Origin of the sequence: Pseudarthrobacter sp. B4EP4b (assembly GCF_006680095.1) — a bacterium.
GTDB lineage: Bacteria > Actinomycetota > Actinomycetes > Actinomycetales > Micrococcaceae > Arthrobacter.
In genome coordinates, this window is record NZ_VHIJ01000039.1 from 30,963 (window position 1) to 54,677 (window position 23,715).

Annotated in this window: 22 protein-coding genes; 20 read left to right on the forward strand and 2 right to left on the reverse strand. The window is 63.6% G+C overall.

Features of this window, described 5'->3' with window-relative positions; translation table 11 throughout:
* Positions 1-146: 146 nt before the first annotated feature.
* From FNL14_RS13665 to FNL14_RS13700, 8 genes are all read left to right on the forward strand, one after another.
* Positions 147-935, forward strand: a complete 789-nt coding sequence (locus FNL14_RS13665; protein ID WP_255470838.1) for an amino acid ABC transporter permease — start codon at positions 147-149, stop codon at positions 933-935.
* The gene (locus FNL14_RS13670) at positions 932-1,699 is read left to right on the forward strand and encodes an amino acid ABC transporter ATP-binding protein (RefSeq protein WP_091418668.1); all 768 of its coding nucleotides are present in this window, start codon (positions 932-934) and stop codon (positions 1,697-1,699) included. Before FNL14_RS13665 ends, FNL14_RS13670 begins: the two co-directional genes overlap by 4 nt.
* Positions 1,700-1,702: 3 nt before the next feature.
* Positions 1,703-2,833 (forward strand): N-methyl-L-tryptophan oxidase, encoded by a 1,131-nt coding sequence (solA, locus tag FNL14_RS13675; RefSeq protein WP_142060868.1) that lies wholly within the window; start codon positions 1,703-1,705, stop codon positions 2,831-2,833.
* A gap of 76 nt (positions 2,834-2,909) precedes the next feature.
* Positions 2,910-4,163: an aspartate aminotransferase family protein gene (locus tag FNL14_RS13680; RefSeq protein WP_142060870.1), complete on the forward strand. Its 1,254-nt coding sequence runs from the start codon at positions 2,910-2,912 to the stop codon at positions 4,161-4,163.
* 25 nt (positions 4,164-4,188) lie between these two features.
* The gene (locus tag FNL14_RS13685; RefSeq protein WP_142060872.1) at positions 4,189-5,643 is read left to right on the forward strand and encodes an NAD-dependent succinate-semialdehyde dehydrogenase; all 1,455 of its coding nucleotides are present in this window, start codon (positions 4,189-4,191) and stop codon (positions 5,641-5,643) included.
* 57 nt (positions 5,644-5,700) lie between these two features.
* Positions 5,701-6,375, forward strand: coding sequence for a GntR family transcriptional regulator (locus tag FNL14_RS13690; protein ID WP_255470856.1), 675 nt, complete (start codon positions 5,701-5,703; stop codon positions 6,373-6,375).
* Positions 6,376-6,640: 265 nt separating this feature from the next.
* Positions 6,641-8,788, forward strand: coding sequence for a glycogen debranching N-terminal domain-containing protein (locus FNL14_RS13695; protein WP_142060874.1), 2,148 nt, complete (start codon positions 6,641-6,643; stop codon positions 8,786-8,788).
* 134 nt (positions 8,789-8,922) lie between these two features.
* Positions 8,923-9,498: a hypothetical protein gene (locus tag FNL14_RS13700; protein ID WP_181762629.1), complete on the forward strand. Its 576-nt coding sequence runs from the start codon at positions 8,923-8,925 to the stop codon at positions 9,496-9,498.
* Here the strand turns inward: FNL14_RS13700 and FNL14_RS13705 are convergent.
* A complete protein-coding gene (locus FNL14_RS13705; RefSeq protein WP_255470839.1) occupies positions 9,488-9,850 on the reverse strand; it encodes a hypothetical protein in 363 nt (120 codons plus the stop codon). The two genes, FNL14_RS13700 and FNL14_RS13705, sit on opposite strands and share 11 nt — an antisense overlap.
* Before the next feature lie 293 nt (positions 9,851-10,143).
* Here FNL14_RS13705 and FNL14_RS13710 point away from each other — a divergent pair, with 293 nt between their 5' ends.
* The 3 genes from FNL14_RS13710 to FNL14_RS13720 all read left to right on the forward strand — a co-directional run bounded on the left by FNL14_RS13710 (position 10,144) and on the right by FNL14_RS13720 (position 12,148).
* Positions 10,144-10,857, forward strand: coding sequence for an SDR family oxidoreductase (locus tag FNL14_RS13710; RefSeq protein WP_142060876.1), 714 nt, complete (start codon positions 10,144-10,146; stop codon positions 10,855-10,857).
* Between the two features lie 138 nt (positions 10,858-10,995).
* Complete coding sequence (locus FNL14_RS13715; protein WP_220126173.1) at positions 10,996-11,580, forward strand: dihydrofolate reductase family protein; 585 nt, start codon at positions 10,996-10,998, stop codon at positions 11,578-11,580.
* A gap of 130 nt (positions 11,581-11,710) precedes the next feature.
* Complete coding sequence (locus FNL14_RS13720; protein ID WP_091418656.1) at positions 11,711-12,148, forward strand: hypothetical protein; 438 nt, start codon at positions 11,711-11,713, stop codon at positions 12,146-12,148.
* Between the two features lie 33 nt (positions 12,149-12,181).
* On the opposite strand, the gene FNL14_RS23325 is transcribed toward FNL14_RS13720, so the two are convergent.
* A complete protein-coding gene (locus FNL14_RS23325) occupies positions 12,182-12,397 on the reverse strand; it encodes a hypothetical protein (protein ID WP_181762630.1) in 216 nt (71 codons plus the stop codon).
* A 142-nt stretch (positions 12,398-12,539) separates the two neighbouring features.
* On the opposite strand from FNL14_RS23325, the gene FNL14_RS13730 reads away from it, so the two are divergent.
* The 9 genes from FNL14_RS13730 (at position 12,540) to FNL14_RS13770 (ending at position 23,708) form a co-directional block, all read left to right on the forward strand.
* On the forward strand, positions 12,540-13,583 hold the full coding sequence (locus FNL14_RS13730) for a LacI family DNA-binding transcriptional regulator (protein ID WP_142060880.1): 1,044 nt from the start codon (positions 12,540-12,542) through the stop codon (positions 13,581-13,583).
* Between the two features lie 213 nt (positions 13,584-13,796).
* On the forward strand, positions 13,797-15,257 hold the full coding sequence (locus FNL14_RS13735; protein ID WP_142060882.1) for an extracellular solute-binding protein: 1,461 nt from the start codon (positions 13,797-13,799) through the stop codon (positions 15,255-15,257).
* Positions 15,254-16,183 (forward strand): carbohydrate ABC transporter permease, encoded by a 930-nt coding sequence (locus FNL14_RS13740; RefSeq protein WP_142060884.1) that lies wholly within the window; start codon positions 15,254-15,256, stop codon positions 16,181-16,183. The genes FNL14_RS13735 and FNL14_RS13740 overlap by 4 nt, the downstream gene beginning before the upstream one ends.
* Positions 16,184-16,190: 7 nt before the next feature.
* Positions 16,191-17,102: a carbohydrate ABC transporter permease gene (locus FNL14_RS13745; protein WP_142060886.1), complete on the forward strand. Its 912-nt coding sequence runs from the start codon at positions 16,191-16,193 to the stop codon at positions 17,100-17,102.
* A gap of 23 nt (positions 17,103-17,125) precedes the next feature.
* Positions 17,126-18,643, forward strand: a complete 1,518-nt coding sequence (locus tag FNL14_RS13750) for a glycoside hydrolase family 32 protein (protein WP_142060888.1) — start codon at positions 17,126-17,128, stop codon at positions 18,641-18,643.
* Between the two features lie 27 nt (positions 18,644-18,670).
* Positions 18,671-19,645 carry a carbohydrate kinase gene (locus FNL14_RS13755; RefSeq protein WP_142060890.1) on the forward strand — a complete coding sequence of 325 codons (975 nt, stop codon included), beginning with the start codon at positions 18,671-18,673 and terminating at the stop codon, positions 19,643-19,645.
* 158 nt (positions 19,646-19,803) lie between these two features.
* Positions 19,804-20,874 carry a LacI family DNA-binding transcriptional regulator gene (locus tag FNL14_RS13760; protein ID WP_142060892.1) on the forward strand — a complete coding sequence of 357 codons (1,071 nt, stop codon included), beginning with the start codon at positions 19,804-19,806 and terminating at the stop codon, positions 20,872-20,874.
* A gap of 78 nt (positions 20,875-20,952) precedes the next feature.
* Positions 20,953-22,623 (forward strand): ABC transporter substrate-binding protein, encoded by a 1,671-nt coding sequence (locus FNL14_RS13765; protein ID WP_142060894.1) that lies wholly within the window; start codon positions 20,953-20,955, stop codon positions 22,621-22,623.
* Positions 22,624-22,730: 107 nt separating this feature from the next.
* Positions 22,731-23,708, forward strand: coding sequence for an ABC transporter permease (locus tag FNL14_RS13770; protein ID WP_142060896.1), 978 nt, complete (start codon positions 22,731-22,733; stop codon positions 23,706-23,708).
* The last annotated feature ends 7 nt before the right edge of the window (positions 23,709-23,715 follow it).

Sequence of the window (23,715 nt, forward strand, 5' to 3'; positions counted from 1 at the left end):
AAATGAAGCAAGCAATTATTGAAAGAAGCGAACCGGCAATGAATGGGATCGATTCAGCGCTCAAGCCTCGGCTTCGCCGGCGAAGCACATTTGAGTATGTGGCGTGGGTGGTATGCATCCTGCTCGGCTTGGGAATCCTGGTTTCCGTGTCGACGAATCCGAACTTCAAGTGGGGCGTGGTGGCGAAGTACTTCACCCACGAGTCGATTCTCCGTGGCCTGATGCTTACGCTCTTCCTCACGGTTGCGAGTATGGTCCTGGGCACGCTGCTGGGTCTTGTCATGGCCATCATGCGGGCCTCGAGCATCAAGCCGATCGCTGCGACAGCCGGGGTGTACATTACGTTGTTCCGCGGCACCCCGGTCCTGGTCCAGTTGATCTTCTGGTTCAACATCGCCGCCCTCTACCCGAACCTGACCATCGGGATCCCCTTCACGGACATCAGCACCGCGATCGATGTGAACGCCCTGATGGCACCGATCACCGCGGCATTGATCGGGTTGACCCTGAACGAGGCCGCCTATATGGCCGAGATCATCCGCGGCGGGTTCTCCGCCGTGGGCAAGGGCCAGCTCGAGGCAGCCGACTCGCTGGGCATGAGCGGGGCGATGAAGATGCGCAAGGTCATCATTCCCCAGGCGATGCCCGCGATCATTCCCGCCACCGGCAACCAGGTCATCGGCATGTTCAAGGAAACCTCGCTGGTCTCCGTCCTGGGCGTTGCCGAGCTGCTCCAAAGCGCCCAGCTGATCTATGCCCGCACCTACGAGACCATCCCGCTGCTGATTGTTGCCAGTCTCTGGTACCTGGTGATGACACTGGTCCTGAGCTACCCGCAGTCCCAGCTTGAGAAGAAGTATTCGCATACATCCGCCCGGGTCCCCCGCAAGGCCAGGAAGGTTGTCTTGACCGCACCGGAAGGAATCGCACGATGAGCAACGACGGCACCATCCATGCCCGGCGGATCCGGAAATCCTTCGGACCCAAAACGGTTCTCCACGACATCGACCTCGATATTGCCAGCGGCGAGATCTGCTGCATCATCGGCCCCAGCGGCTCCGGCAAATCCACCGTCCTGCGCTGCATCAACGGCCTGGAAACCGTCGACTCCGGGGTCCTGAAAGTCAACGGCGATGATTTCGGTTACTACGAAACCGACAACGCCTACCACGCCCTGCCGCCCAAAAAGCTCGCCGAACAGCGCACCAAGGTGGGCATGGTCTTCCAGCAGTTCAACCTCTTCCCCAACATGACTGCGCGCGAAAACGTCATGGCCGGCCCCGTCCTGGTCAAACGCGCGGACAAAAAACAAGCGACTAAACGCGCGGATGAACTGCTCGCCAGCGTCGGGCTTGGCAACTTCGGGGACTACTACCCCGCCCAGCTCTCCGGCGGACAACAACAGCGCGTCGCGATCGCCCGCTCCCTGGCTATGGACCCCGAAATCATCCTCTTCGACGAACCCACCTCCGCCCTGGACCCCGAAAAAGTTGGCGAAGTCCTCGCCGTCATGCAGGACCTGGCCAAGAAGGGCATGACCATGGTGGTGGTCACCCACGAAATGGGCTTCGCCCGCGAAGTAGCCGACTCCCTGATCTTCATGGACGACGGCTACGTCGTCGAACGCGGGGACGCCCGCGAAGTCCTCGCCAACCCGCAGGAACCCCGCACCCAGGCCTTCCTGAAACAGGTCCTCTAAACCATGGACGGAAAACTCGCCGTCATCGGCCTGGGCAGCATCGGATCCATGGCCCTCTGGCAAGGCTCGCGCCTGACCGACTCCGTCACCGGATTCGAAGCCTGCTCCCCCGCCCACGCCAGGAGCGCCGTCGGCGGCGACACCCGGCTGTTCCGCATGATCTACCGCGGCAACCCCGGCTACTACCCCATCCTGGAACGCTCCGCCGGTCTCTGGGCCGAACTCGAAGCCGAAACCGGCCAGGACATCCTCACCCGCTGCGGCGGACTGTCCATCGGCACCCAGGACGGCGCCTACCTCAGCGCCCTGCTCGAAACCACCCGAACCAACAACGCCGAGCATCACATCCTCACCCACAAAGACATGACGGAGCGCTACCCCCAGCACAACCTCCGGGCCAACGACATCGCCGTCTACGACCCCAATGCCGGCGCCCTGCGCACCGACCGCGCCGTCACAGCCGCCATCACCGCGGCCCAAGCGAACGGCGCAACCGTCCACACGAACACCCCCATCACCAGCATCGAAGAAACCAACAATGGCGTAACCATCACCGCCGGCGACAAGTCCTGGACCTTCGAAAACATCATCATCGCCTCGGGCGGCTGGTCCCAACGCCTTATGCCCGACAGCCTCAAAACCCACGTCCACACACGGCGTATCTTCCTCACCTGGTTCCTCGCCCGCGACCCGTCACAATTCACCCCGGGCAGGTTTCCCGTCTTCAGCAGGATTTATGAGGACAGATCCATGTACGGCGCCCCCGCCGTCGACGGAACCACCGTCAAAGCAACCCTCGACGGACGCGGTGCACCGACCCCCGACGCCGCCAACGTGCCCAGGGAACTCACCCACGCGGAAATCAGTGAAACCACCGAAACCGTCACAGAGTTCTTCCCCGGACTCCACCCATCCATCGTCCGCTCGGACGCCTTCCCGGACCTCTTCACCTCCGACACCCAACCCCTGCTCGGCTTCCTTAACCACTCCCGCAGGATCTACTCGGCCACTGGATTCTCCGGCGGCGGATTCAAAATGGCCTCAGGCTATGGCGAAATCGCCGCACACGAAGCTCTCGGCAAGCGGTGGATCGACGGCTTGGACTTCGTGCGGCCCCAGAGGTTTCAGGACTAGGCGCTCCTAACTTCTCCAACCCAACACGCAATAGTACATTGTTGACAATCTACAGTTATCAGGAAAGTATAAAGCCATGGCAACACTCAGCCCCATCCTGAAGCAGGCGACGCCCGTGGTGGTCGATCACGCGTCCGGCAGCTGGATCCACGCCACCGACGGCAAGAAGTATCTGGATTTCACCACCGGGATTGGGGTCACCAGCACCGGCCACTGCCACCCGGATGTGGTGGCCGCAGCCCGTGAGCAGGTGGGCAAGATTATCCACGCCCAGTACACCACCGTGATGCACAAGCCGTTGCTGGAACTCACCGAACTCCTGGGCGGGGTACTGCCCGAAGGATTGGACAGTGTCTTCTACGCCACTTCGGGCTCAGAAGCCGTCGAGGCGTCCATCCGGCTGGCCCGGATGGCCACCGGCCGGCCGAACATCATCTCCTTCCATGGTGGATTCCACGGCCGCACCGTCGCTGCGGCTTCACTAACCACGGCGGGCAGCAAGTTCCGCTCCGGGTTCTCCCCCCTGATGGGCGGGGTGCACGTAGCCCCATACCCGCACTGGTACCGCTACGGCTGGGATGAAGCAACCGCCGTCGAATTCGCCCTGAAAGAACTCGATCACCTCCTTCTCACCATCAGCACCCCGGCCGATACCGCCGGGTTCATCATCGAGCCCGTCCTGGGCGACGGCGGATACATCCCCACCCCTGTCGCTTTCCTCCAGGGCCTGCGCGAGCGCGCAGACAAGCACGGAATCGTACTCATCCTCGATGAAGTGCAGGCCGGCGTGGGCCGCACCGGAAAGTTCTGGGGCCACAACTGGGCAGGGATCCGTCCCGATGTGCTGATCACGGCCAAGGGCCTTGCCAGCGGCTTCCCGATCTCAGCGATCGCCGCCTCCGCCGACCTGATGGGCAAGGCCTGGCCCGGTTCCCAAGGCGGCACTTATGGCGGGAACGCTGTTGCCGCAGCAGCCGGCGTCGCCACCCTCGGTGTTATCGAGCGCGAAAACCTCGTAGAAAACGCACTGCTGCGCGGCGACGAACTGCGCACCGGCCTCGATGCCCTGCAGGCGGAATTCGCCGGGATCGGCAACGTCCGCGGACGGGGCCTCATGCAGGGTGTCGAATTCACCGCGGCGGACAACACCCCGGATGCGGCTACGGCACTGGCGGTCCAACAGGCTGCAGTCAAGGAAGAACTCCTGCTCCTTACATGCGGCCCGCACGGCAACGTCATCCGCCTTATCCCCGCCCTGAACGTTACCTCCGACGAAATCCAGTCAGGCATCACCAGATTCACCCAGGCACTCAAAGCGGCAACGTCCTAGCCCCCTGATTCTTGAAAGAGCGACCATGACCCCCACCTTTGATCCCAGCACTCTCCAGACGGATTTGTTCATCGACGGCGCCTGGCAAAAAGCCGCGAGTTCAGCCACTTTCCCGGTCGAAAACCCGGCTACCCACGAAATCATTGCCCACGTCGCGGACGGGGGCCCCGAAGACGCCGCACGGGCCATCGAGGCCGCCGGCCGTGCCCAGGCGGCATGGGGCAAGTCCACTCCCCGGGAACGGGCCGAAATCCTGCGGCGCGCTTTCGACCTGGTGATCGCCAATACCGACCGGCTCGCGGCCATCATGACCGCCGAAATGGGCAAGCCCCTTGCAGAAGCAAAAGGCGAGGTGGCCTACGGCGCCGACATGCTCCGGTGGTTCGCCGAAGAAGCTGTCCGTGTGGGCGGCGACAGCACAACATCGGTGGATGGCAATACCCGCATCCTCATCACCAAGGAACCGGTGGGCCCCGCAGTGCTGGTCACCCCCTGGAACTTCCCGCTCGCCATGGGCGCCCGCAAAATCGCCCCGGCCGTCGCAGCCGGCTGCACCATGGTGTTCAAACCGGCGGAACTCACGCCGTTGACGTCCCTGGCCCTGGTCGCCATTTTCAAGGAAGCCGGACTTCCCGACGGTGTATTGAACGTTGTGACCACGTCGAGCGCTTCCAGCGTGGTGCGGACGTGGACGGACAGCGGCATCGCCCGCAAAATCAGCTTCACCGGCTCCACCGAAGTGGGCAAAGTCCTCCTTCGGCAGGCTGCCGACAACGTCATGCGGTCCTCGATGGAGCTTGGCGGGAACGCGCCGTTCATCGTGCTTGCCGATGCGGACGTTGAGAAGGCCGTGGACGGGGCCATGAAAGCGAAAATGCGGAACATGGGCGAAGCCTGCACAGCCGCAAACCGCTTCTTCGTCCACCGTTCCGTCGTGGCTGAATTCGGTGAGAAGTTCGCCAAAAAGATGTCAGAATTGCAGACAGGCAATGGCGCCGTGGCCGGCACCGACGTTGGGCCCCTGATCGAGCAGAAGGGGCTGGACAAGGTCGAAAGCCTGGTTGCCGATGCCGTCTCCAAAGGTGCACGGGTACTGACGGGCGGAAGCCGTCCGGAAGGCCCCGGCTACTTCTACTCCCCCACCGTCCTGGTGGACGTGGCACCGGAATCCGAGCTGATGAGCACCGAAATCTTCGGCCCGGTGGCCGCCATCACGGCCTTCGACAGCGAGGACGAAGTCCTCCGCCTGGCCAACGATACCGTCTGGGGCCTCGTGGGCTACGTGTTCACCGAGAGCCTGGATAAAGCGATGCGGTTCTCGCGGGACCTGGAAGTCGGAATGGTCGGACTGAACACCGGCCTGGTTTCCAACCCGGCAGCTCCGTTTGGCGGCGTCAAGCAATCCGGGCTCGGACGCGAAGGCGGAAAAATAGGGATTGAAGAATTCCTGGAGTATAAATACACCGCACTGGCGGTCTGACAGTTTCAAATTGCCGAAGCATGAAATGAGGGGATGTCAATGGCGGCACCGGAGGGAATGTTCGTACTGGAGGGCCGGCCCACGGCGCAGCTGATCGCTGATCAGTTGCGTGAGCTTATTGTCCAGGGCGCGTTCAGGCCTGGACAGCAGGTCAACGAATCTGCGTTGGCCAGCCAGCTCAGCACGTCACGGGGTCCACTCCGTGAGGCACTGCAGCGGCTGTGCCAGGAGGGCATCCTGGTGAGCAAACGCAACCGCGGGGTCTTTGTACTGGAGCTTTCCGGCGAAGATGTCAAAGAGATCTATGCGGTGCGTGAGGCAGTAGAACTGGCCGCGGCCAATACCCTCCTGGACTCCGCGCCGGAGCAGGTCACGGATACCTGCCGGGAGCTCAAAGGCATCATCAGGAACATGGCGAAACAGGTTGCGGCATCGGACTGGCAGGCGATTGCCCGTCTCGACATGCAATTCCATACCGCCTTTGTTTCAGGCACCGGAAATACCCGCCTGATCCGCATCTATCAGACCCTTGCAGCGGAATCCAGGATGTGTATCTTGAGCCTTGAGGTCGCCTATCCCCGCATTGATGTGCTGGTGCAGGAACACCAGACGCTCCTGGACTTGCTGGAGGCCCGCGACCGGAGCGGTCTCCAACAGGCCATCAAACGCCATATGCAAAAGGCCGTAGAGGACCTGACTTCCCCACCGGAGGCATCCGGGATTACGGCCTAGACATGGCGACTTCTCCAATATGGGGAATCGCCAGCGCAGGGAGGGCCCGGTTCATCCGAACTGGGCCCTTCTACGTATCAGACCGCATCGGGGAGCGGCGGCTTTTCCATATCGATGACGGCTTCTTTGTTGCACCGCAGGGTGGCGGAGTCCCGAACCGCTGGTCCCGGCAGGCCTGCAAGAGTAGCGTCAGTGTGACGATGCAGCGGGATACAGGCCCGGAACCATGTCCAGGGCCGGCCGTGCTCGTCTTGGGAGTGGTCACATGGCTGGATGGAACGCTGATACGGCGGCCGGTCCCCTCGGCGCCGGGACGGTCACCCTGGTGGAAGGAACTTCCTTCTGCATCTCGTTGCCCAACGGGGATATTCATCCGGACCAGCCGCACGGAATGTTCTTCCAGGACACCCGGATACTTTCCGATTGGGCCCTCTCCGTCAACGGCCAACCAGTGGAGCCCTTGACCGCGCAGACGAAAGAGCCGTACCGGGCCGTCTTCGCCGGCCGGATCACGAGGTCCGATGGATACGCGGATACTCCACTGATCGTGGAGCGGATGCGGGAAGTAGGCATTGGAATGGTGGAGCACCTCACCGTGCGCAACTACTCAATGGAACCCGTGGAATGCACAGTAGCCATGGATGTCGGGTCAGATTTCGCAGATGTCTTTGAGGTCAAGGAAGCACGGGTCCAAAGGCAATGGGAAGAGTCCCGGGAAGTGACACCGAACGGCTTGACCATCCGGGGCCGATGGAAGGACATCCGGAAGTCCGTCGTCGTAAGTTCTGACGCTGCCGAAGCAACTGCCCGTGGCTTTGCCTGCCGGACCACCATCCCGGCACGTGGCCACTGGAGTGTGGTCCTTACCGTGGCGCCCGGCAGTGAGGCGGCGGCAGCTGTGGTGCGTCCCGCCGTCGGCGAATTGTCCCGCAGCGACCGCCGGCGCCAGGAATGGGTGGCAAGGATTCCTGTACTGCAGATGGGCAACCGCTCCATCGAAAAGACGCTTCGGCGCAGTTATGACGATCTTGGCGCGCTCCGCATCGAGGATCCCGCCCACCCTGACAGGGTTGTGGTGGCGGCCGGCGCGCCCTGGTTCATGACCTTGTTCGGGCGTGACTCGTTGTGGGCATCAGAGATGGCTATGCCCGTTGATCCGTCACTGGCCCTGGGCACGCTGCAAACGCTGGCCGACCGGCAGGGCAGGGTTGTTGATCCGGTGAGCGAGGAGGAACCGGGAAAAATCCTTCATGAGGTCAGGCTGGACGTCTCCAGTGGCCTGGCTCTGGGTGGCAAATCCGTCTATTACGGGAGCATCGACGCCACTCCCCTGTTCGTGGTGGTCCTGGGTTCGGTCAGCCGCTGGGGTTTTGCCAAGGACACCATCGCGGCCCTGCTGCCCAACGCCGACCGGGCGCTTGATTGGATCCGGGACTATGGGGACAGGGACGGTGACGGGTTCGTCGAGTATGAGCGCCTCAACGACCGCGGGTTAATCAACCAGGGCTGGAAGGACTCGTGGGACGGGATCAACTTTGCAGACGGCCGCCTCGCAGAGCCACCCATCGCACTATGCGAGGTACAGGCCTACGTTTATGACGCCTACATGGCCCGAGCCTGGATGGCATACGACGCCGGTGACGCACCTTTAGCATCCGAACTCGCCGACCGGGCGGTGCAGTTAAAAGTTCGGTTCAACGAGCAGTTCTGGATGCCCGACCGGGGGTATTACGCCATTGCCCTGGACGGCAAAAAACGGCAGGTGGACGCATGCGCCTCCAACATGGGCCACTGCCTGTGGGTAGGGCTGGTTGACGACGACAAAGCGCCGCTGGTAGCCGAGCGCCTGATGTCCCCCGAGATGTTCAGCGGCTGGGGCGTCCGCACCCTGGGTACCGACATGGGTGCCTACAACCCGGCCAGCTACCACAACGGATCCGTTTGGCCGCACGATAATGCCGTCATCGCGGCAGGCCTGATGCGGTACGGGTTCGTGGCGGAAGCCCAAAGGATTTCCACGGCACTTCTTGAGGCTGCCGACTACTCCGAAGGCCGGCTTCCCGAGCTGTTCTGCGGTTTCAGCCGGGAGCAGTACAGTGAGCCGGTCCCCTATCCCACCGCTTGCTCGCCACAGGCCTGGGCCGCGGCCTCCCCCATTCAGCTTGTCACGAGCCTGATGAGGTATGACGCACATGTATCCCGCGGCGGATTCTGGATGGATCCAGCCCTGCCGCCCTCCTACGGCGACCTGCACATTACCAACGCGCCCATGGCGGGCGGCCGGGTGACCATCGACATCGCCAATTCCGTGCCCATCGTAAAGGGACTCCCGGAGGGGATGGTGTTCCATCAAGGACACAGGCCGTGGCTGACGGAGCTGGTGCAACAGGCAGGACTGCGGAAAGAGAACTGACCCTGAACGGACGTAGGGACCCAGCGGAGGGCCGGCCCTGAGGAAGCCTGCCAGTACCGGCAGGCTCCCTTTGCCTTTCGCCTCCCCTGTGGTTGTTTTTACTCCGCCGGCTTGCCCACCATTAAAGGGTGGGAATGAAGTACGGGCGGCACATGCTCGCGTTCGCTGTGTGCCTGCTGATCCCCCTGGGCGGAACGGCGGGCTGCACCTATGAATACCCCGAGCCCTCCCAGACACAGGCATCCGACGCGGAGCGAGTGCATGAGCCAACAGTCGAGCCTGCATCGGACACGGGTGCCCCGAAACCGTACAGCGATCCCCACGTACTCGAGCAGGAGGCCGTGAACTACGCCCAGCTGGACCGGCTCCTGGGAGCATCGCCGGAGCCAGACCTGCTTTCGGAGGTGGGCCCGTTGGACGGCCCACTCAGGGGATTTGGCAATACCGGAAAGGTGCCGGCGGCCGGGCGGTACACCGTCACGGCGGCCTGCGTTGGTGCTTCCGGGGCCAAGGTGTCCGTGGGGCAGGAGCACCCGGGTGCCCCCTTCCGTCCGCTGGAGCTCGCCCTGGATTGCACCGGCCCCACATCGGAGGTCATTGCACTTGAGCAGGGGTCCGTATTCGCACATCTGTCCCTGTCCGCCCCCGGCGATACGCCGTGGACGGGTGCGGTTGGTGGTGTCCGTGTGGGCGCTGCCCCTACGGAGTGACAGTCAGGGGTTCGGTCCTGGCCGCGCACGAGGCCCGTTGCAAACCTGACGGGTGCGCCATCCGGTTGTTCCGGCCCGTATCGTCGCACCAGTCCAGGGCATAGGGAACAGCTTCAACCGATGCCTCCCCTGCGGACGCCCGTTGCGGGAGGACGAAGCGGAAACTGAATCCGCCGGCGTCGTTCATCGGGGCAGTTTCCCTGATGACATTCCGGCCGGCTGCATCGGTCACGGTGACCTGAACGAGGGCATCCTGGCCGTAGCGGGGATTGCAGCGCGCGTCCTCGGCATGAACCGTGATGCTGTCGCCGGGCTTCGCAGATGACGGGCTTACGGCGTAGTCGGGCGGCAAACACGGCGGCTCGTCCTGCCAGGAAGAACGGCAAGCGGAGGAAGCCGCAACGAGAAAAACGCCAGTTGCCGCTACCAGGGTTGTCCTCTGACAAATCTGGGCCGCCCCATCCGTTACGAGTCCCATGGGCCCATTATGGAGGGCACTGACGGCAGGTAGCCCCTGTCGCCGGGGAATTTTCCACGGCTCTATTGAGGGAATAGATTCTGAGCGTGGTCAGTTATGAGGATAACCACTAGAACAACCTCCGCATCGATCCTGCCGCGCACCTGACAACAAAGAAAGAATTCAAAATGCCTTCACTCACTGGAGCAGTCGTCCTCGTCACCGGAGCAAACGGCGGCATCGGAACCAACTTCGTCCACCACGCGCTCGCCCGCGGCGCCAGCAAGGTTTACGCCACAGCCCGAAATCCCCGGACCTGGGATGACGAGCGCATTGTGCCGCTCACCCTCGATGTCACAGATCCCGCCTCAATCCAGGCAGCAGCCGCGGCCGCCGGGGACGTCACGGTGTTGATCAACAACGCAGGAGCCTCTGTGGCCAGCGCGGGGATCCTCACCCACACCGCTGAGGAAATCCGGACCAACGTCGAGACGAACTTCCTCGGCCCGCTGTTCCTCGCCCGAGCGTTCGCACCGATCCTGTCAGCGAAGGACGAATCGGTCATTATCGACATCCACTCGGCCATGAGCTGGTACGCCGTGGGTGGCATTTACAGCGCCACCAAAGCCGCACTCTGGTCGGCCACCAACTCCTTGCGCCTGGAACTCGCTCCCGCAGGGGTCCACGTGGTGGGCGTTCACGTCGGTTATGTCGACACTGCCATGGCTGCCAACGCCACCGACCCCAAGATGGAACCGGCCAATCTTGTCCGCATGGTTTTGGATGCGGTCGAAGCCGGCGAGTACGAAGTACTCGCCGACGAGACATCCGTCCAGCTCAAGGCCGGACTCAGCGCCCCGATTGAGGCCATGTACCCACAGCTGGCAGCAAAGAACGTGTAGAAATGCCTGGTCGCCGTACCAGATTCTCTTCCTAACCGGCGGGCACGCCATCACATGCTAGGCTGCCCGGAACCCCACGCGGCTGTATATAGGCTGCAACCACCCAGGAGGTTCGCGGTGCCGGATACTACCTGCCATATGTCAATCTCGCTGGACGGCTTTGTGGCCGGACCGGACCAGAGCCTCGAGAACCCCTTGGGAAGGCGGGGTCTGGAGCTGCACGGCTGGCACATCGGCGACCCTCGGGCCAACGATGCGGACAGGGTCGCGAACGAGTGGCTCATGCGTCCACGTGGAGCGTACGTGATGGGGCGGAATATGTTCGGCCCCATCCGCGGGGACTGGGACGAGGAATGGAGCGGCTGGTGGGGCGCCGAACCGCCGTATCATGCTCCGGTGTTCGTGCTGACCCATCACCCGCATGATCCCATCCAGATGAACGGCGGGACGACCTTCCACTTCGTGACCGAGGGGTTCGATGCCGCCTACGCAGCAGCGCGCGAGGCTGCCGGGGACAACGGCGTAGATATCGCCGGTGGAGCCTCGACCGTCCGGCAGGCACTGATCGCCGGCGTCGTGGACGAACTCACCCTCGACATCGCCCCGGTCCTGCTCGGTTCAGGCGAGCGCATCTTCGACGGGGTGGAATCCTTCGACTTCGTGCCCACCGAGGTGCTTCACTCACCGCTGGCCACCCACATCCGCTATCGCCGGGTCGGCTGACCGCATAGTCGGAAACGGTATCCTGGCAGTCTCCATGCGGCGGGAAATGCCCGGTTCATGGAACGGCCCGCGGGTCCGGGGGCTACCGGGCAAAGAGGGCGGTTCCTCCGCAGTGCCAATGGATTCAACCATGGCCAGGATTGCCCAGGTCCAGCAAGTCGCACTCCAGGGCGGTAGGGAGCAAGCGACGGCGGGCTTTCTTGGCTTGTGGGACCAGATCGGCACCGACGGCCTGCCGCTGCACCGCGTTACCATCGCGCACTACCTCGCAGATTTGCAAAACGACCTGGCGGAAGAACTGCTATGGAATGAACGGGCACTTGCAGCTGCCGACGCAGCGCAGTCCAAAGAAGAAGCAGACGCCGTACGCCCCTTGCTTGCATCTCTCAATTTGAACACCGCCCAGACGCTGTTTCGGCTCGGCCGACGCTCCGAGGCGCTCCGCCACTTGAGCAAGGCAGAGCAGGCGCAGACGCACCTGCACCATGACGGCTACGGGGAAATGCTTCGAATTGAGATTGCTGCATTTCGCGCGAAGATTGATCCCCAGCCTGAGCTCCCGCTGTAGCCGGTGGCGGGGCACCCCGCGCCTGTCGAAGCGCTACGGCATGGGCACCTTCGCCGACGGTCGGCTCTCGGGCCGGTGGCGGAAGGACTCCGTGTCCCGGCCCATCTCCGGCGCCCGCCCCAGCATGTGGTTCGGCATGACCAAGCCGCGAACCAGCGCAAGCCCGACATCGTGGAGGAACTGGCCCAGGTAGCCCAATGGGCCAGCGTCGCGCTCATCGAGCCTGCCATCGCGTTCGTCATCAATCACCGGGCGTCACCTCAGCCTCGTGTGACCGCACCATGGAACAGCAGGAGTGCCGCTTTCGCTCCCAACGGCAACGCGTGATGAGCCAGGTCCTCCTGGCCTCACACGAGTTAGGTATGCTGATTCGAAAGGCAAGGGGATCGGGATGGGCAAACGTAAAGCGACGGCACTGGACGTGGCGCAACGGGCGGGGGTGTCCCGCAGTGCGGTCTCGCTGGTGCTGAACGGCAGGGCGGACGGCAACGTCACCGCCGAACGCCAGGAGCGCGTGCTCCGCGCCGCGGCAGAGCTGGATTACACGCCCAACTCCGTTGCCCTCAGCCTGCGCAACCAGCAGACATCAACGATCGGCATCATTACCGATGACATCGTCACCAGCCCCTTCGCCGGCCGGCTGATCAGCGGCGCCTCACGTACCGCCCTGGCCCGCGGGTACATGGTCCTGGTGGTCGATTCAGAACATGACACGTCCCGCGAGAGCGCCGCGGCACAGCAACTTGTGCACCGGCAGGTGGACGGGATCATGTATGCCACCGGCAGCCTGCGCGAAATTACCTCCCCGCCGGCGATGCTCACCCTGCCGGCCATTCTGGCCAATTGCACTGATGCCGGCTCCCAGCTCCAGTCGGTGATACCGGCAGAGGTGGACGGCGGGCGATCAGCGGCACAGCTGCTGCTTGACCTGGGCCACCGCCGTATCACCCTCTTGACCGGAACTCTCAGCTCGCCCGCCGCCCCGCAACGCGAACAGGGTTACCGCGCGGCGATGGAGGAGGCGGGGCTGGGCCTTGAACAACAGCACGTCCACATGACCGGATGGGACATCGACGAGGGCTACCGGGCCGCTTCCGCTGTCCTGGCCGGCAAAGACCGGCCGACGGCGATCATTTGCTCCAACGACAGAGTCGCCACCGGCGTTCTGCTGTATGCCGCTGCCGCAGGACTGCGCGTACCGCAGGACCTCTCCGTGGTGGGCTACGACGACCAGCAGAACCTCGCCGCCAACCTGGTTCCCGCCCTGACCACGGTGGCACTTCCGCATGCCGAAATCGGAGCAGCGGCCATGTCCCTGCTGTTGGATGCGGTAGAAGGAAAAGCCCCGGCAGCCGGAAAAGCGGAGACGGAAACGTTCCACATGCCCTGCCGGATCATCCCGCGGGCCTCCACCGCAACGGTCCCGGCCGGGTAAACCAGGCGGGACGCCGTCCAGCCACCTGGCTGCGGAAACCTACGGCACAGATGATGTGTCCCAGCTGCAGCGGAAGCCCGCTGCCCGCACGTCCTCCAGAGGCCTGCAAATTCCGCCTGCAAATTCCAGTCCGATAAATGCCCGACAAGTGCCACTTGACACGTGTTAGGCCTGCTCACTAACGTACTTAACACGTGTTAGGAGGAGACGACAATGACGTCTGAAAAGACACCGGGGCAGGCAAGTCCCCCGGATGGCCTGCGGTCCGGCAGCGGACTTTCGCAGCTCACGCGGCGTTCCATGCTGGGCCTTACCGGGCTCGCTGTTGCGGGAGCCACGGTGGGCGCCTGGCCCCGCCTGACCGGAAGTGACATTCCCGGCCGCGGAAGCAAAGCCCTGAACATCGCCATCCTCGGAACGGCAGCGGATGCGTCCGCCCGCCAGGGTCTGGTGAACGCCTTTACCGCCGCCCACCCTGATATTCCGGTCCGCTTGCAGGCCATTCAGGGCGCGGACTGGAAGGATTTCTTTTCCAAGATCCTCACCATGGCCGCCGCCGGCACACCGCCGGACGTTGTCTACGTAGCCACCGAGGGCGCCCAGCTGTTCGCCGACAAGCTTGCCGAGCCGCTGGATGACTATGTCCGCCGGGATGCCGCGGACATGGGCGACTACTTCGATGACGTTCATCCGAGCCTGCTGGAAGCCTTCATGTACCAAGGCAACCTGTACCAGCTTCCGCTGGACTGGAACGCGGCGAACATGTACCTGAATACCACCACCTTCGCCCAGGCCGGGCTGGACCGGCCCAAGGACGATTGGACACAGGACGACTTCAGCGCCACGCTCCGCGCCCTGCGGAAAGCACGCCCGGCCGACTTCACCCCGTACTACTGGACCAACCGGCTTTTCGGCGGAGTAGTACCGTGGCTCTACGCCAACGACACCAGCTTTCTGACCGAAACCAAGGCCTCCGGCGGGGACTGGCTTTGGGACCGTTTCTACCCGAACGATCCCGCCCGGGCCACCCGCGGGGGCGGCTACCAATGGCTGGCTCCGAATGCCGAAGACGGGCGGGTTATCGAAACCTTTGACTACCTGCGCGAACTCGTCGCCGAAGGACTTGGCGTGCGTCCCGAATCCGGGGGCGGCAACGCCCTGGTTGGCCTGTTCGGCAACAACCGCATCGGCACCACGCCTGCAGGGGGCTACTGGGCGCAGGGCCTGCACGACGCCGGAATGACCGCCGGCCAGTTCGACGTCCAGTTCTTCCCCCGTTGGCGGACGCAGCGGCATCAGTTCGGTGCCGCCGGCTACGCGATCATGCGCACGGCCAAAGACAAGGACGCCGCCTGGGAATGGGTCAAGTTCTGCTCCAGCCGCGAAGCGATGCAGTTGGCCATTCCCAAGCCGAACACCACGCCCACCCGCCGTTCGATGGTCAACGAGTCCTTTTACGCGGCCACCGGACCCAGGCACTGGAAAGTCTTCTACGACACCCTGGACAGGTTCCCCACCTCCGGCCCCATTCCCGCTCCGCCCCAGCAGGCCGCCGTCGAAACTGCCCTGATGAAAAACGTTTCCACCGCCGTCAGCGGCAGCTCCGCTGATGTAAAGGCCGCAATGGGCACCCTGCAGCGCGATCTCGAACTGGCCCTGAGGAGGACCTCATGACCACCACTTCCACCGTTCCACACCACACCGTGCAACCAGCTGCCGCGCGCCGCTCGTTCGTCGAGCGGTGGCTGGCCACGATCTTCCTTGCCCCAACAGTGCTCGGGATGGCCCTGTTCACCTTTCTGCCGATCATCGGCTCACTGGTGCTGGCCTTTTTCCGCTGGGACATCATTTCGGCACCCCAGTTCGTCGGTTTCGCCAACTTCGCCTCGCTGGCAGAGGATCCCACTGTCCGGGTGTCCTTCCTGAACACCATCGTGTTCGTCATTGTCGCAGTGGTGCTTCAACTGGGCATCGCCCTGGGTCTGGCTTCCATGCTGCAAGCCAGGATGCCTTCCTGGCTGAGGGTGTTCCTTCGCTCCACCTTCTTCTTCCCCCTGGTCCTTTCCGCCGCGTCGGTATCCATCTTCATGCGGTACATGTTCAACGAACAGTTCGGCGTAGTGAACTGGCTCCTGTCCCTGATCGGCATTCCCGCAGTGCCATGGCTGACCAGTCCCGTGGCATCCGCAGCCGTGGTGGTCCTGGTCTACGTATGGCAGAACTTCGGATTCTCCTTCCTGCTCTTCCTCGGCGCCTTGACCAACATCCCCAAGGAACTGCACGAGGCCGCGAACCTGGACGGCGCCACAGGCTGGAAACAATTCAGCAATGTCACCCTTCCGCTGATCAGTCCCACGGTGCTCGTTGCCTCCGTCATGGCCATCATCAGTGCCCTGCAGGTCTTCGACCAGCCCTACGTCCTGACCAACGGCGGACCCGGCGATTCCACCCGCACCGCCGTCATGGTGATCTTCGAATCGGCCTTCCAGCAGCTGGAGTTCGGCGAAGCATCGGCCATAGGCCTGATCCTCACCGTGCTCATCCTTGCCGTCACCGCACTGCAATTCCGCCTCAGCCGCCGCTTCGTCTTCTACCAGTGAGGTCCCCATGTCCAGCCAGATCCTGCACACCGGGACCGACAAGTATTCCGGTTCCACCACCGGCACACCCTCCACACCCAAGCGCTACCGCAACCGCCGCCGGCCGGCTGCCGGAACCGTCGGCAGATACACCGCACTGGCCGTGGCGGCCGCGCTGACCCTTGGGCCAGTCCTGTGGACCCTGTCCACCTCCCTGCGGACGCCGTCGGAATCCTTCAACCTGCCACCGTCCTTCCTGCCCATCAACCCGGACTTCACCGCTTACCAAGAGGTGTTCAAACAGATCAACGTGGGCCTCCTGGTCCTGAACAGCGCGCTGGTGACCGGGCTGATCGCACTTGGCCAGATGGCGTCGGCCACCCTGGCCGGCTACGCCTTCGCCCGCCTGGACTTCCGCGGCAAGAAGGCCATCTTCTCGCTGGTCCTGGCCACCATGATGGTCCCGGTGCAGGTCACAATCGTCCCGGTGTTTATGCTCATTCGAGGGATGGGTCTGTCAGACACCCTGCTGGCCCTGATCCTGCCGGCCATCCCCACAGCCTTCGGCACCTTCCTGATGCGCCAATACTTCCTCGGCCTGCCAAACGACTTCGCAGAAGCGGCCGCCCTGGACGGCGCCGGACCATGGCGGATCTTCCGTTCTGTCTACGTCCCGCTGGCGGTCCCCGGCATGGCCATCGTCGGCATCCTGGCCTTCAATTTCCACTGGAACGAATTCTTCCGGCCGCTGATCCTCACCATCAGCGAACAGAACTTCACCCTCCCCCTCGGCCTGGTCACACTCCAGGGCAACCTCGGCACCGGGAGCATATCCGTGGTCCTCGCCGGCGTGATCCTGTCCATGCTGCCCGCACTTGTGGTCTTTATCTTCGGCCAGCGCACCCTCCGCGAAGGCCTCACGGCCGGCGCGAGCAAATAACACAAACCCTCAAAAGGAACCTCGTGGATACACTTACTCCGACTCACACGGCAGCCACAGCAGGCAGCTACCGCCCGGCCCTGCACTACACCGCACAAGACACGTGGCTCAACGATCCCAACGGCCTGATTTTTCATGAAGGCGTCTATCACCTCTACTACCAGAACAACCCGCTGGGCAACGTGTGGGGAAACATGTCCTGGGGCCACGCCACCTCTACCGACCTGCTGACCTGGACCGAGCACCCCGTCGCCATCGCCTGCGACGAGAACGAAGACATCTTTTCCGGCAGCATCGTCTACGACCGTCACAACACCAGCGGATTCGGCACCGGGTCCGTTGCCCCGCTCGTGGCGATCTACACCAGTGCCTTCAAACCGGGCTCCGCGCATGAGGGCACCCAGGCCCAATCGCTGGCCTACAGCCTGGACGGGGGCTACACCTGGACAAAACACAAGGGCAACCCGGTACTGAACCGCGGGTCCGCCGAATTCCGCGACCCCAAAGTCTTCCGGTACGACGGCGACGCGGGCAGTTACTGGGTGATGGTCGCCGTCGAAGCCACAGACTTCCAGGTGGTCCTCTACAAGTCCGCGGACCTGAAGGACTGGGAGCTGCTGAGCACCTTTGGCCCCGCAAACGCCACCGGCGGGGTCTGGGAATGCCCCGACCTCTTCCCCCTGCCCGTGGACGGCGATCCGGAAAACCTCAAGTGGGTCCTTACCGTCAACCTCAATCCAGGCGGGCCCAACAACGGCTCAGCCGGCCAATACTTCATCGGCCACTTCGACGGAACCACGTTCACCTCCGCCAGCACCGTCACAGAGGGCACCCAAGACCCCGACCGGCTGGCCGAATACTTGTGGCTGGATTGGGGCCGGGACTACTACGCCGCCGTCTCCTTCAGCGACGCCCCGGACAACCGCCGCCTCATGATCGGCTGGATGAACAACTGGGAGTACGCCAACCACATCCCCACCACACCCTGGCGCAGTCCCATGAGCCTCGCCCGCGAAATTTCACTGCAGACAAGGAACGGAAAACTGTGCCTGGTCCAGCAGCCGGCGGGTGACTGGGCTGCGGTGGCCGGTCAGGAGACATTCTCCCTTTCTGGAGCCACCATCCACGAGGGCGTGCAGGTCCTGGCCGGCGCGGCCGGCACGGTCCAGCGCATTGACGTCAGTTTCACCCCCGGAAGCGCAGAGGAATTCGGCCTCGTCCTGCGCGGGGACGGCGCCAACGGAACCCGAGTGGGAATCCGCCCCGATGAAGGAACCCTGCTGATGGACCGGCGGGAATCCGGGCGGACAGATTTCCACGCATCGTTCGCCTCCATCGACACCGCTCCCGTCCCGGCAAAGCAGGGGACCTACGACCTCACCATCTTCGTGGACCGCTGCTCGGCTGAAGTCTTTGCCCAAGGCGGCCAGGTGACCATGACCGAACTGATCTTCCCTGCCGGGAGCAGCACCGACCTCGCCGTTTACGCCGTCGGCGGCACGGCAACCCTCAGCAGCATCCAGGTCACGCAGCTCGCCTAGGCGGCACTTAAGGCAAGGAAAAAAGACATGCACATCAACGGCAAGCCGAGACCTCCGCGGCAGGCGTTGGACGTCGTGGTTATCGGGGAAGCCCTGATCGACGTCGTCACCACACCAAAGGGCACCATCGAATACCCGGGCGGGTCGCCGGCCAATGTCGCCTACGGCCTGGCCCGGCTGGGCGTTGGCACCGGGCTGCTCACTTCCCTGGGCGCCGACCGCCGCGGTGATGCACTCGAGAAGCACCTCACCGGCGCCGGGGTGACGCTCTTGCCCGGCTCCCGCTCGCTGGAGAAAACGTCGACGGCGACCGCCACCATCGCCAGTGACGGCTCGGCGACCGCCACCATCGCCAGTGACGGCTCGGCGGGCTACGCCTTCGACATCGCCTGGGATGTGGAACCGCCGGACCTTGCGCACACCCCGCCCAAGGTCCTTCACACCGGGTCGATCGCAAGTTTCCTCTCACCGGGCGCCGGCAAGGTCAAGGCCATCCTCCAGCAACTCCAGGATGCGTGCACCATCACCTACGACCCCAACATCAGGCCGGCCCTGCTCGGAACCCACGCCCAAGCACGGGGCACTTTCGAGGAACTGGTGCACCTCACCAACGTCGTAAAACTCAGCGACGAGGACGCCCCGTGGCTCTATCCGGAAAAGACCCTGGAGGAAACCGCATTGCACCTCCTGGATCTGGGCGCGGATCTGGCGGTCATCACCAGGGGCTCATCAGGCTCGTTGCTCGCAACCCCCTCCGCCTCCCTCAGCATTCCTGCCGCTAAGACCTCAGTTGTTGACACCATCGGCGCCGGCGATTCTTACATGTCCGCCCTGATACTGGGACTCCTTACCCGCGGAGCCGGCGGCCTGGCGCCTTCTGTCCTTGACCAGCTGGGGCGCACGGCGGCCGCTGCGGCCGCGATCACCGTATCCCGGGCCGGCGCCCGGCCCCCCACTGAAGACGAACTCCGCGCAAAACTCCAGCAGCCTGCACACGCGTAGCACGCGCCCTCCACGTGACAGCGTGGAGGTAACGTCGCTTCGGTCTCGGAGCCGACAAGTTTTCCTCTTGACAGCCATTGAGTAACGCGCGTAACCTAAATCACAGGTAACGCGCGTTACCTTCCACCGCAGCATCACTCACACCACCGGAGCATTCAATGGCGAAGACCACCACCTCGAACCCTGCCGGGGCTGCACGGCAGCGGGGTGTCACCATGAATGATGTCGCCAAGCACGCCGGCGTTTCCCGGACCGCCGTCTCCTTCGTGCTGAGCAACCGCGAAAATGCCAGCATCTCCGAGGAGACCCGCGCCCGGATCAACGACGCTGTCCAGGCCTTGGGCTACCGCCCGAATGCCGGGGCACGGGCGCTGGCATCCCAGCGCAGCGACTGGTACGGGATCGTTACCGAGATCGTGACGGCACCGTTCGCCGTCGACATCATCAAAGGCGCCCAGGACCAGGCCTGGCTGGACCGCAAGTTCCTGCTCATCGCGCCCTCCGACCAGGCCGATGCTGTAGGACCGAACCAGGGCCTGGAAGATGCCGCCATTGAAAAGCTGCTGGAACAACGCGTCGAAGGCCTGCTCTACGCAGCCACGTACCACCGGGGCGTGCACGTTCCCGAGAGCGCCAGTGAAGTACCCACCGTCCTGATCAACTGCTTCGATGCGGACGGAAGGCTGCCCTCGATCGTCCCCGACGAGCGTGCGGGCGGCCGCGTCGCCGTCGAACGACTGCTCCAGGCCGGCCACCGCCGGATCGGAGTGATCAACCTGGACCCGGATATTCCGGCAGCTGTCGGCCGTTTGGCGGGTGCCCGCGAAGCACTCGCCGAGGCCGGGCTGAAGCTGGACCCGCAGCTCGTGGTGCCCGGGCATGCAACCGCGGACGGCGGGTACGAGGCCGCGTGCCAAATCCTGGACCGCTACACGGAAAAGGACAGGCCAACCGCGCTGTTCTGCCTCAACGACCGCATGGCGATGGGCGCTTACGACGCCATCAAGGAACGGGGCCTGACCATCCCCGCAGACATCGCCGTGATTGGCTTCGACAACCAGGAACTGATTGCGGCCTACCTCAGGCCCAAGCTGACCACGGTTGCGTTGCCGTTCGAAAAAATGGGCGCCCTGGGAGTCCAGACGCTCGCAGCTCTGACAGCGGGACAGCCGATAATTGCCGACCAGCAATTAGTCGGCTGTCCGCTGCTAGAACGCTCTTCGGTCTGACCGCGAAATCAATAGCGAAGAGCAACCCCTCCCCCACCCCTTCACCTTGCTGATGAAGATAGGAAAGAGATAACCATCATGACACAACCCCGATTCCTGAGGGCTGCCCGCGTGACGGCAGCCGGACTGGCGGTAGGCGCACTGCTGCTGACCGGCTGTGCAGCCAACAAGCCTGCCGGCACCGACGCCGCAGCGAACGCCAGCGCATTTCTCACCATTCCGCGCGAGGACATGGGCACGTTCGTCCAGAACTTCAACCCGTTCGCGCCCACCGTCAGCCCGATGGTCCAGCAGTCCATCTACGAGTCGCTGCTGGTCTTCAACCCGGCCAAGGGAGACACCGTGCCGTGGCTCGCCACAGAGTGGAAGGCCGCCGACGACGGCAAATCCATCACCTTCACCCTCCGGGACGGCGTGAAGTGGTCTGACGGCCAGCCCCTCGTGGCCGAGGATGTCGCCTACACCTTCGAGCTCCAGAAGAAGATTAAGGGTGGCTACGACTACCTGGACACCGTTGCCGCCGAAGGGACCAACAAGGTCACCTTCAACTTCAACAAGCCATGGTCCCCGGCCCTCCACGACGTCGGACAACTCAGCATCCTGCCCAAGCACATCTGGTCCGCCCTCGCCGATCCGGAAAAGGACGCCAACGCCAAGCCCGTCGGCACCGGCCCGTACACCGAGGTTGACAGTTTCCAGGCCCAGTCCTTCGTGCTGAAGAAGAACCCCAACTACTGGCAGCCGGAAAAGCAAAAGATCGCAGGCATCAAGATGCTCGCGTTTGCCGGGAACGACGGCGCCAACCTCGCCGCCGCGAACGGCGACGTGGACTGGGCCCCGCAGTACATCCCGAACATCGAAAAGACGTTCATCTCCAAGGACAAGGACCACCGCCACTACTGGTTCCCGGCCACGGGCTCCATGATCAACTGGCAGCTCAACACCACCAAGGCCCCCTTCAACGATGTTGACGTCCGCAAGGCCCTGAGCATGGCTGTTGACCGGGAGCAGGTCACCAAGATCGGCATGAGCGGCTACGCCAAGCCCGCAGACTGCACCGGACTCTCCGGCAACTACGAGACCTGGAAGAACAACGCAGTCAAGGACAACTGCACCTGGACCAAGCTGGACGTCCAAAAAGCCAACGAGCTGCTGGACAAGGCGGGCTACCCGAAGGGTGCTGACGGCAAGCGCACTCTCAAGGACGGCAAGCCCTTCGAATTCAAGATCTCCGTGGGCGCGACTTCTTCTGACTGGCTGTCCGTAGCCAACGTGATCGCGCAGAACCTGGCAGAGGTCGGGGTCACCGTCAAGGTGGAGTCCCCGGACTGGGCTGCTGTGGTTGCCGGTTACGAAACCGGTGACTTCGACTCCGGAATCGTCTGGAGCGCCAACGACCCCAGCCCGTACAAGTACTTCAGCACCTCCATGGGCACCGCCACCGTGAAGCCTGTCGGCACCAAGACGTTCGACAACTACCACCGCTTCGGCGATCCCCAAGCCGACGCCCTGCTCGCAGAGTTCGCTGCAGAGGCAGACGAGTCCAAGCAGAAGGACATCGCCAACAAGCTGCAGGAAGAGTACAACGACGCCGCACCGCTGGTGCCGCTCTTCTCCGGCCCGGAATGGGGCGCCTTCAACGACACCCGCTTCACCGGCTGGCCCACCGAGGACAACCCTTACGCCACCCTCTCGGTGAAGTCGCCCACCACAGTGCTCGTTCTGACCACACTGGAACCGCGCAACTAAACGCAGCGGGCCGCCCCGGGCGGACCCCACACTGCACGCCCGGCGGGCGGCCAACCCCCGCCGGGCGTGCCCCAAATTCCCCGCAATTCCCGAAATGGAGGGAAACCGTGCGCTTCATCCTGCGCCGCCTGGGTTTCTACCTGATCGCCTTCTGGGCATCCATCACCCTGAATTTCCTGCTCCCGCGCTTCATGCCCGGGGACCCCGTCTCCCGCATGTTCGCCCGCTCCCAGGACAGAATGCAGCCTGAACAGATCGAGGCCCTGCGCAAGCTGCTCGGCGTTGACGACCGGCCTCTCTGGGAGCAATACATTGACTACCTTCACAACATCGTCACCGGGCAAATGGGCGTCTCCATCTCACGTTTCCCCACCCCGGTGACCGAGGTCATTTCGTCCCAGATCGGCTGGACCCTCCTGCTCGGTGGAACCGCACTGGTGATTGCCGCCGTCGTAGGTAACCTGCTGGGCATCCTGGCCGCCTGGCGGCGAGGCGGCGCGGTCGACTCCGCACTCCCCCCGCTGCTCGTGTTCATCGGCTCGTTCCCGTACTTCTGGCTGGCCATGGGTGCCCTGTACCTGTTCGGCGTGGTGCTGAACTGGTTCCCCATCCGCCACGCCTTCACCGATGGCTTGGAGCCCGGGTTTACGTGGGAGTTCATCGGCGACGTCGGCGCCCACCTGGTGCTTCCGGCCCTTACCATCGTGCTGGTTTCCGTCGGCGGCTGGATGCTGGGCATGCGGAACACCATGATCGCCACCAACTCCGAGGACTACATCACCATGGCCGAAGCCAAGGGACTCCGCCCGGGCCGCATCATGCTCCGCTACGCAGCACGGAACGCCATGCTGCCATCGGTTACGAGCTTCGGCATGGGCCTGGGATTCGTAGTGGGCGGTGCGCTGCTCACCGAGGTGGTGTTCGCCTACCCCGGCGTCGGCTATCAACTCCTCAACGCCGTCCAGGGCCTCGACTACCCCCTCATGCAGGGCCTGTTCCTGACCATTACCGCCGCCGTGCTGCTGGCCAACTTCCTGGTGGACATCCTCTACGTCCGCCTCGACCCGCGCGTGCGCAGCAACTAGAGGAACC